Origin of the sequence: Streptococcus sp. NLN76 (assembly GCF_015686645.1) — a bacterium.
Lineage (GTDB): Bacteria > Bacillota > Bacilli > Lactobacillales > Streptococcaceae > Streptococcus.
This window is the reverse complement of record NZ_JADPMS010000054.1, coordinates 1-9,086: the sequence shown is the minus strand read 5'-3', so window position 1 is coordinate 9,086 and position 9,086 is coordinate 1. Positions and strand designations below refer to the sequence as shown.

Sequence of the window (9,086 nt, the reverse complement as noted above, 5' to 3'; positions counted from 1 at the left end):
TATAGAGAGATTAATCAAAACATTAGGATTTATAGTCGCTAGGACACGCTGCATGGTATCATGTGATGGAATCCCGTTTTCTAAGGATAAAACCGTACGAAGACTGTGTTCGTAACATTTCCCAAAATCTTCAATATCTTCCCAATACTCAGCTCCAGATAGGCGAGCAAAGAAAATAAGAAGAACGATATCAACGAGAGTATGACGAATTTTCCAACTCTCTCTCTTATCTTCAATAGACTTTAAATCATAACATCCATAAAAATGCCCTCCTAAGCTAATTATAGGCTTAAGAGGTCGTTTTTACGAATATTTATCGGTTACTGAAAATTTTCAATAGGGAGTTTTCTTCATGCGTTTGTCGTGGTGCGCATTGGCTATTATACAAAAAAATCTCCAAATGGGTTACGATATGAGCTTATAGCCCTTGTCCAAGCTACTTGTTGGGTGGTTTGGATTTTTATCTATGAATAATTTAGGTTGAACATCCTAACCTACAACGATAATAATAAGGCTTAAAAATAGAGTTAACGTTAAATATAATTTACTTATTTTCATAAAGAACTCCTCTTTTCTTTTGTTACAGTATATACTATAGATATCTAAAAAAAAGGATATTCCCGTATTTGCTTAGTGGAGGTAAATTATGGAAAAAATAGGTAGACTTTTCAAAAAGTTTCGTACAGCCAGAGGTTTGCGCTTGAAAGATGTGGCAAAGTCAGGGATTTCTATCTCTCAATTATCGAGATTTGAAAAAGGTGAAACAGATTTAACAATTACTAAATTTATTGCTATTTTGGATGAGATAAATATGCCAATTGATGAATTTGTTTATGCCGCACATGATTTCCGTAGAGATGAGCTGAATGAAATTCTTCAACAAATAAAAATATTTGTTAGCACAAAAAATATTGCTGGCATGAAAAAATTATTAATTAGCCAAACTGAAAAAAGAGATACTAGGATCCTATTTCATAGTTTAAATTGTATTTTGATAAAAATTCGTCTCCAAGATTTAACTGGGGAGACGTATTATACAGATTCTGATGTTGCTTATTTAACAAACTATCTGTTTAGTGTTGACTATTGGGGACATTATGAATTACTTCTATTCTCCAATACTTTAGATGTACTTCAACATGAGACACTAATGCTACTATGTAGAGAAATGTATAATCGAACCAATTTTTACAAGGACTTACCCAATAATAGAAGATTAATTGCTTCTATGCTATTAAACGCCTATATTACTTGTGTTGAACGAAAAGAATATCTGGATGCTATGTATTTAGAAAAACAACTCAAAAATTCTTATTTTAATGATACAGAAATGTACGAGAGATTGATTTTTAAATATGCACAAAATCTATTGATATATAGAAAGGATGGGGATCAGTTAGCAATGATCGAAATGAGGAAATGCATTGGGGTCATGAGACTTCTAGACTGTAATGTCCTAGCTCAACACTATGAAGATTTTCTTACCAAGTTAATAATAGAAAACGAGAACTAAGCATATATGGGAATTTTATTCGGAAAAGGTATAGGTGAAATATACTATAGTTGTAAGCTTACAAAAAATTTTTTTTGAGGTGATATTATGATTTTAGAATTTTCGGATGAAGAATTACGACAAATGAATGAAATTGATAATCTAATGGAACAAGAAGTTGAATTAGGAGACATAATTGTATGTCAAAAAACTATGCGCCGTAGATATTAGGAGGTTTTAAAATGGCGTATGAGGTAGTAAATGGCACATTAATTCCAATTAAGGAAAAAGGACAAATTAAAAAAATACCTCTTGATTCGATTTATTATAGAAATCTAACGGAAGATTATGCCTTGGTTATAAACTCTTTTAAAAATAAGATTTTGATCGTTGATGCAAGCTGTATTCGAAACAATATGCTTGAAATTAGTGAAGAGATGGAGGAATTATTAGTTACTCCAACAAGGTATCCTGATAGTTTTTCGGTAGACAATTTATATGATAATCAGAAGATATTAAATGCATACAATAGTATCTATATATCGTTTGCGATAACCTATTCATGTAATTTAAGATGTAGTTATTGTTTTCAGCAGCAATATAAATCGCTTGTTCGAAAACCGATTACTCTTGAAGAGTTGGAAGAAACATTGGCACAAATATCGATTCTAATTAGTGATAATCCAAAATTGAATATAAGCTTTGGTTTATTCGGAGGGGAACCTCTACTTCCTCAAAATGAACCTATTATTGATCGAATATTTCAGTACTGTGTTGAACACAAAATAAAGATAGATATTACAACAAATGGAATATTTTTACCTTTTTTTGCCAAAAAGCTTATAATTCATAGGGGTATTATCTCAGGGATTGCGATTACAGTTAATACTCTTCCTGAAAACTATGAAGAGGCTGTTAAAATAACAAAAGTTGCCAATAATACAAAAAAATTATTGAAGATTACACAGGTATTATTAGATTTTGGTTTGACTATTGATGTTGGAACAAATTTTGATAGGACAAATATTGATAATCTTATAAACTTATAAACTTATAAACTTATAAACTTATAAACTTATTTAATTACTTTAAGGAGCATGGGTACTTTTCCAAATCGAATTTTTTCTGGAATATAGGTAGAGTAGACGATAGATTCTTTGACTCAGGATATGATGATTTTATTGTTTCGGAAGTCGATATACTTCTGGAATTGATAAAAATTAGAGATAATATTCCTGATAATCTACATGCAGGTTTTATTCAGACGTGCCAAAATTTAACAGATAAATTAGGATTATCTTTTAATCAACGCCAAAATAAAGGAATATATAATTATTGTTGGAATGTATCTCCTTATGATCGTGTTTTCTACATAGATAATGAATTAAATATGTTCAGAAGTACGGTTACAGTTGGTAGGCCAGAGTATATCCTGGGAAATTTGAAGACGGTTGATTTATTAAATTACCAACATGAAACGAGAACATTTTTAGATAACTCAAATTGTAAAAGTTGTGTTATAGGTGGTTTTTGTTCTGGAGGATGTGCTTTATCGGCTGATATAGATTTTCAAAAACAATGCTCTTGGGAACTACAAGAGTTTGAAAAGTTCGTAGACTTAATTCTCATTCCAGAAATTGTCTCTCTATTAGGTGAATTAAATGTCAAAAGCGTTTAAATTATTGATCGTATCTCAAGCTTTAGCTAATCTAGCGGATATTTTTTTACGAATATCGGTTATGACATATGTTTACATGTTATCAAAGTCTGCTCTGGTGACTGCTGTTATTCCTATTGTAATTGGGATTTCTTCTTTTTTAGCTAGCCTGCTTCTTCCTCTATTGACGCAGAGTTTGGCTTTGAATAGAATTTTGTCTATAACACAGGCGGGTAAAACGTTTTTTATATTTCTTTTGTTACTAGCCCTTATGACAAAAAAACAAATGAATTTATTTATTTTATATACGAGTTTTAGCTTGATTTCTGTATTAGATGGTTTTGCCGTCCCTGCATCCCATGCTATTATTCCTCGATATGCTGACGATTTGGGAAAGTCTAATGCACTTTTTTCCGTAGTAAATGAGGGGATTCAGTTGATTGGATGGGGTTTGGGTGCTGGGATTGTTCCCTTGTTGGGGATGAAAAACTCTTTCTTTTTGATACTGATGCAGTTTGCTTTGGCTTCCTTTCTCCTTTTCCTTTTACCAAAATTAGAGATAGGGGAGGTGGGGACAACATCAAATTGGACTATTTTATTTAGAGGATGGAGTCTGATTAGGAAGAATAGCTCTCTCCGTTTGATGTTGCAAGTTAATAGTTTGGAAATAATGGCCAATACAATTTGGGTATCCTCGATTCTCCTTGTTTTTGTGAGCGTTGTTCTCAAGGAGACAGAAGTGTACTGGGGTTATGTTAACATTCTTTTTTCACTGGGGAATATTTTTGGAGGGTTAGTAGCATATCGGTATTCAGAGTATCTCCTTAAAAGGAGATGGGAGAGTATGTTGTGTTCGGTACTTCTGATGGGATTGCTGACATTTATTTTAGTCCAATTCCCGAATCCTTTTCTATTTCTAACCATTTCCTTAGGGATTGGAGTCTTTGCCCCTCTTAAAGAGGTCCCGGAAAATGTGATTATTCAAGAGGGAGTAGAGGAGCTCTATCTGGCTTCTGTTTATGCGGCATTTGAAGTTGTTTCGACCATTGTTTTTTCGATTTCTGTAATGATTATGGGAGTTATTTCTGATAGATGGGGAGTTCAAATGACTTTCTATCTAGCAACTTTCTGTCTGATAATAGAGTCGTATTGGATCTATAAGCAAAAATCAGCATTAGTGTGAAGTCTGCAACAAAAACATTGAGTTTTTAATTCTAGACTCAATATTTTTTCTATCTAATTTTGCAGCAGAAATATGCAGGATTGGTGATGTTACGCTCTAGATCTTATGGGTCTCTTTAATCGATTTTTGTTTCTTACATAAAGTGATCAGAAGCTCTTTAGATGTATTCATGAAGATTTGGAATTTCTGAGATTTTAAAACGCCCTCGATCGAGGGCGTTTTGGTCTATTAAGCTTCTTTCAAGTTGCTTGTTTGTTTTTGACTTGCTAATTGTGGTGCCAAGCCAAGTTCTGCAGAAAGCATCCAGAGATTTTTCTCAAGTTCGCCTTTAGCATCTTCAAAGAGGCTGTTTGTTACGTTTTCACCGTCTTCGTCTGTGACATCAAGGCCTTCTTGGAAGAGTTCTGTCAAGTATTGGAAGATTTCAATGACGCGTTTTAAACTATCTTCAACAGATTGGAATTTGCCAGGAGCTTCTTCAATTTTTGTATATTGGATGAACTCAGTGAGAGTGGAGTAAGGAGCGCCACCGAGAGTGATCAAGCGCTCGCTCATTTCATCCAAAGTTTCATCGATGAAGTCCATGTACTTATCCATTTTTGGATGCCATTTAGAGAAGCCAGCACCTCGCATATACCAGTGTACTTGGTGAAGTGCGATGCGAGAAGCATAGAGGTCAGCAACAGATTGATTTAAAATAGCCAGTGTGTTTTCCATCATTCAATTCCTCTTTTCTTATTTTGATAGTTTAATTATAATCATTCTAAATAAGAAAGTCAAGGAATTATACGCTCCTGAAAAAAGTTGCACAATTCTAATATTCAGATAATTTAAGACCAAAACAGTCTACTGACAAGCCTTGCTCTTTTTTGCTACAATAGGGACAGCAACTAGGACTGTTTTTCCTAGGGAAGGAGAAAAGATGAAAGATTCACCAATTCAGTATCGTCTGATTAAAAAAGAGAAGCACACGGGAGCCCGGTTGGGGGAAATTGTGACCCCACACGGGACTTTCCCGACGCCTATGTTTATGCCAGTAGGGACCTTGGCGACTGTAAAGACCATGTCCCCAGAAGAGTTGAAAGAGATGGGTTCTGGGATTATTCTGTCCAATACCTATCATCTATGGCTGCGTCCAGGGGATGAGTTGATTGCTCGAGCTGGTGGTTTGCACAAGTTTATGAACTGGGATCAGCCGATTTTGACGGACTCTGGTGGTTTCCAAGTTTATTCCTTGGCGGATTCCCGGAACATTACAGAAGAAGGGGTTACCTTCAAGAATCACTTGAATGGGGCTAAGATGTTCCTATCCCCAGAAAAAGCCATTTCGATTCAGAACAATCTAGGGTCTGACATCATGATGAGTTTTGATGAGTGTCCCCAGTTTTATCAGCCTTATGACTATGTTAAAAAATCCATTGAGCGGACTAGCCGCTGGGCGGAGCGTGGTCTCAAGGCCCACAAAAATCCCGATCGCCAAGGGCTGTTTGGAATTGTTCAGGGGGCTGGCTTTGAGGATCTCCGCCGTCAGTCTGCGGCAGACTTGGTGGCAATGGATTTCCCAGGTTACTCCGTGGGCGGCTTAGCGGTTGGCGAGACGCATGAGGAAATGAACGCGGTGCTGGACTTCACCACTCCCCTTTTACCCGAAAACAAACCGCGCTACTTAATGGGAGTAGGAGCGCCGGATAGTTTGATTGATGGGGTTATTCGCGGAATCGATATGTTTGATTGTGTTTTGCCGACACGGATTGCGCGCAATGGAACCTGTATGACCAGTCAGGGTCGTTTGGTGGTTAAGAATGCCCAGTATGCTGAGGACTTTGGTCCGCTGGATCCTAACTGTGATTGCTACACCTGTCAGAATTACAGTCGCGCTTATCTCCGTCATTTGCTCAAGGCGGATGAGACCTTCGGAATGCGCTTGACTAGCTATCACAATCTTTACTTCTTGATTGATTTGATGCGGAAAGTCCGCCAAGCGATTCTGGATGACAATCTCTTGGAATTCCGTCAAGATTTTGTGGAGCAATACGGCTATAACCGTTCCAATCGTAATTTCTAAATAGAAGAAAAAGGGGTTCCCAAAATATGGAGAACCCCTTAAAATTTTTAACGATACCTCTATTATAACATTAAAAAAACTAAAAAAGTAGACTATAAAATAATTTGTTTCTTGGTATAATTGAATTGAGAAAGCGTTGTCATTTGTTTGAACATGGAAAGGAGGATTATTATGATGCACATGTTTAATCAAGATAAAGTTCAGCGTTTTTCGCTAAGAAAATACTCGATAGGCTTAGCCTCGGTATTATTAGGAATATTTTTAGTTGGAGCTCCAAGTGTAGTTTATGGAGATGAGTCAACGGCTTCTGACTTGGAATTGGTGGTATCTAATGTAGGTGAATCAGATTCAAGGCAGGAAATTGAGACTTCGGAAGTGGTAAATGTCACTTCGATTGCTGATGCTAATTTTGTAGGTACTACTGAGGTTTCAGAAGGTATCCAAGAGGATGAAATTCAAATAGAGAGCAAAAGGCAATCTGTTTTATCAAATACGGAAGATTACTTACCTCATGATGAAAAGAAGGATAATTTAGTAAATGATACAGTTGTGGAGACAGAAACTCAACAGGATTCTGAAAAACAGAGCACTACTAAGGATATAGAGGAAGTTGGTGATTTATCTGTTGAGAAAAATAGTGACACACACGGTAATCACGCTCCAAAAGTAGAAGTTAATAGTGCATTTCGAAGAAATTCTGCTAGAACACTTATTGGGGATAACTATAGATGGAAACATACGGCATATGATGCATGGGGGTATCCATCAGGTCAGTGTACATCGTTTGTGGCTTTTCGGTTAGCTGAAACTAATGGTTTTAGCAATGTGGCATATCTTGGGAATGCTGGAGATTGGGGATATACTGCGAAGTCTCGTGGTGCCTATGTAGATAATACGCCTGCCGTAGGCTCAGTTGCATGGTTTGCTCCATCTGCATTTGGCGCAGATAGTAATTATGGCCATGTTGCATGGGTAGCAGCTATTGACAGGAATTATGTCATTATTGAAGAGTATAATATCAATTGGAGTAAGTCTTACAATAGCAGACGTATATTAGCTTCTCTTGTGACAGGTTATATTCACTTTAAAGATTTGCAATCTCCAAATAGTAATACGACATCTCCAATTGTTGATTCCACACCTGATACTTTAGCACCTTCCGGAAGCTATTATTTTACTAAACGAGCAGCTGTAAAAAATGAACCGAAAATTTCTGCTGTCGACATGGCTTATTATGAGAGTGGTATGTCTGTAAACTATGATAAAGTTCTAGAAGCAGATGGCTATCGTTGGTTAAGTTATTTATCATTCCAAGGAAATCGTCGTTATATCCCGATTGAGCAATTAAAAGTAGTTTCTTCGAATATCAATGTACCTACACCAGATAGCAATACCAGTGGTAGTATCTTAGCATCTAGTGGAACATATGTTTTTGTGAAGAGAAGTCCAATCAAAAACGAAGCAAAAATCAATGCAGTTGATATTGCCTATTATGATGTTGGTTCATCTGTAAATTACGATAAAGTTTTAGAAGCAGATGGATATCGTTGGCTAAGTTATATTTCAAATTCAGGAGTTCGTCGTTATATCGCCATTACTTAGAAGGAGGGGAGATATATGAGAAAATACATCATCTGCTTAACCGCACTTCTCTTATTAGCAGGCTGCTCTACAACTCAGAAGTCGGAAAAAACCGCTAGTTCTTCATCCTCTATTGTTCAAAAATCTAGCAGTCAAAAGTCAACTTCAAGTACCAAAGCCAGCTCAAAAGGGGCAAGCGCTTCTACTGCAAAAGTAGCCAAAGATCAAGCAGCTGCGCCTGCAAATGCAGCTTCTACACCAGCTGTAACCACTGAAACAAATGCTCCGAATAATGTTCAGGTCAATGGAACTTCTGAAATGGCTGCTCCTTCTCAAAATCAAGTAGAACAGCCTTCTCAACCAAGTATCCCAACCCCTGAGGTGAATGTAGGAGCTGCCCTCCTTGCGGGTGATTTTTCATCCGTGGCTGGAGTTTGGCAAGATGAGTTTGGGAATCAATTAGTTGTAGATGCTGCAGGTAATGTCCATGTGGCAATGGCTGCTGGTGACCATATACCAGAAGTAGCGCGTGAAAATTTGACCCGTGATTTGTTTGTATATAAAGATGTTGCATCTTGGGATGGAACTGTCTATAGTGCATCAATGGGAAATGAATACCATACTTCTGGACTTCCAAGTTTTATGGTGAATCCAGAAAGTGGCACAGTTTCCTTAGTGAATGAACATTTTGAAACCTACACCGGTACCTTTTCTCGTATCCAATAAGAGGAATCAAAGTCGGAATTTTAAAATGACCTTGAGTTATTCGTGAAAACTATTTCAAAAAACAAATGTGAATTGTCGAATTGCCGTACTTCAGTACTGTCAATCAAGTAGGACCTCATCAATTTGAGGTGTATCCGTTTTAGTGATTTAATCTTAAGTTTATCAGTTCAAAAAAGACAGAGGTAGCGGCTAGAGGTTGAGACAAAAGTCTCAACCTTATTTATTTATTTTCAAATAAAAGACTATATAACATTAAACCCAAATTATTCATACCTAACTTAAAAACCTTCCAGAAACCGTATTGATCACAGGGTTTCTGGAAGGTTTTGCTTTTCACCCATTGGGTGAAACATTCGACTAGACAAAAAAGGATTTCCCCTTT

10 protein-coding genes are annotated in these 9,086 nt (G+C 36.6%); 8 read left to right on the top strand and 2 right to left on the bottom strand.

What is annotated here, in order from left to right; genetic code table 11:
* A partial coding sequence (locus I1A59_RS08405) for a transposase family protein (RefSeq protein WP_348769630.1) occupies positions 1-282 on the bottom strand: 282 nt, incomplete at its 3' end.
* Between the two features lie 364 nt (positions 283-646).
* Here I1A59_RS08405 and I1A59_RS08400 point away from each other — a divergent pair.
* The 5 genes from I1A59_RS08400 to I1A59_RS08390 all read left to right on the top strand — a co-directional run bounded on the left by I1A59_RS08400 (position 647) and on the right by I1A59_RS08390 (position 4,332).
* A complete protein-coding gene (locus I1A59_RS08400; protein WP_196092328.1) occupies positions 647-1,513 on the top strand; it encodes an Rgg/GadR/MutR family transcriptional regulator in 867 nt (288 codons plus the stop codon).
* An 87-nt stretch (positions 1,514-1,600) separates the two neighbouring features.
* Entirely contained in the window at positions 1,601-1,723 is a 123-nt protein-coding gene (locus I1A59_RS09815; RefSeq protein WP_267904639.1) for a ryptide family R-Y-crosslinked RiPP peptide, read from the top strand.
* Positions 1,724-1,734: 11 nt separating this feature from the next.
* Positions 1,735-2,541: a radical SAM protein gene (locus I1A59_RS09720; protein ID WP_247644788.1), complete on the top strand. Its 807-nt coding sequence runs from the start codon at positions 1,735-1,737 to the stop codon at positions 2,539-2,541.
* Between the two features lie 161 nt (positions 2,542-2,702).
* Positions 2,703-3,170: a hypothetical protein gene (locus tag I1A59_RS09715; protein WP_247644787.1), complete on the top strand. Its 468-nt coding sequence runs from the start codon at positions 2,703-2,705 to the stop codon at positions 3,168-3,170.
* Positions 3,154-4,332, top strand: coding sequence for an MFS transporter (locus tag I1A59_RS08390; RefSeq protein WP_196092327.1), 1,179 nt, complete (start codon positions 3,154-3,156; stop codon positions 4,330-4,332). The genes I1A59_RS09715 and I1A59_RS08390 overlap by 17 nt, the downstream gene beginning before the upstream one ends.
* 228 nt (positions 4,333-4,560) lie before the next feature.
* Here the strand turns inward: I1A59_RS08390 and I1A59_RS08385 are convergent, their stop codons facing one another.
* A complete protein-coding gene (locus I1A59_RS08385) occupies positions 4,561-5,052 on the bottom strand; it encodes a Dps family protein (protein WP_196092326.1) in 492 nt (163 codons plus the stop codon).
* Between the two features lie 202 nt (positions 5,053-5,254).
* On the opposite strand from I1A59_RS08385, the gene tgt reads away from it, so the two are divergent.
* The 3 genes from tgt to I1A59_RS08370 all read left to right on the top strand — a co-directional run bounded on the left by tgt (position 5,255) and on the right by I1A59_RS08370 (position 8,704).
* Positions 5,255-6,397, top strand: a complete 1,143-nt coding sequence (gene tgt, locus I1A59_RS08380; RefSeq protein WP_196092325.1) for a tRNA guanosine(34) transglycosylase Tgt — start codon at positions 5,255-5,257, stop codon at positions 6,395-6,397.
* 171 nt (positions 6,398-6,568) lie between these two features.
* A complete protein-coding gene (locus tag I1A59_RS08375) occupies positions 6,569-7,999 on the top strand; it encodes an SH3 domain-containing protein (protein WP_196092324.1) in 1,431 nt (476 codons plus the stop codon).
* A gap of 15 nt (positions 8,000-8,014) precedes the next feature.
* Positions 8,015-8,704: a DUF6287 domain-containing protein gene (locus tag I1A59_RS08370; RefSeq protein WP_196092323.1), complete on the top strand. Its 690-nt coding sequence runs from the start codon at positions 8,015-8,017 to the stop codon at positions 8,702-8,704.
* The last annotated feature ends 382 nt before the right edge of the window (positions 8,705-9,086 follow it).

Bases quoted from the DNA above. Each gene is read 5' to 3' on its own strand.
- I1A59_RS08385 (WP_196092326.1), bottom strand. From the start codon at position 5,052: ATGATGGAAAACACACTGGCTATTTTAAATCAATCTGTTGCTGACCTC.
- I1A59_RS09720 (WP_247644788.1), top strand. From the start codon at position 1,735: ATGGCGTATGAGGTAGTAAATGGCACATTAATTCCAATTAAGGAAAAA.
- tgt (WP_196092325.1), top strand. From the start codon at position 5,255: ATGAAAGATTCACCAATTCAGTATCGTCTGATTAAAAAAGAGAAGCAC.
- I1A59_RS09815 (WP_267904639.1), top strand. From the start codon at position 1,601: ATGATTTTAGAATTTTCGGATGAAGAATTACGACAAATGAATGAAATT.
- I1A59_RS08390 (WP_196092327.1), top strand. From the start codon at position 3,154: ATGTCAAAAGCGTTTAAATTATTGATCGTATCTCAAGCTTTAGCTAAT.
- I1A59_RS08375 (WP_196092324.1), top strand. From the start codon at position 6,569: ATGATGCACATGTTTAATCAAGATAAAGTTCAGCGTTTTTCGCTAAGA.
- I1A59_RS08370 (WP_196092323.1), top strand. From the start codon at position 8,015: ATGAGAAAATACATCATCTGCTTAACCGCACTTCTCTTATTAGCAGGC.
- I1A59_RS08400 (WP_196092328.1), top strand. From the start codon at position 647: ATGGAAAAAATAGGTAGACTTTTCAAAAAGTTTCGTACAGCCAGAGGT.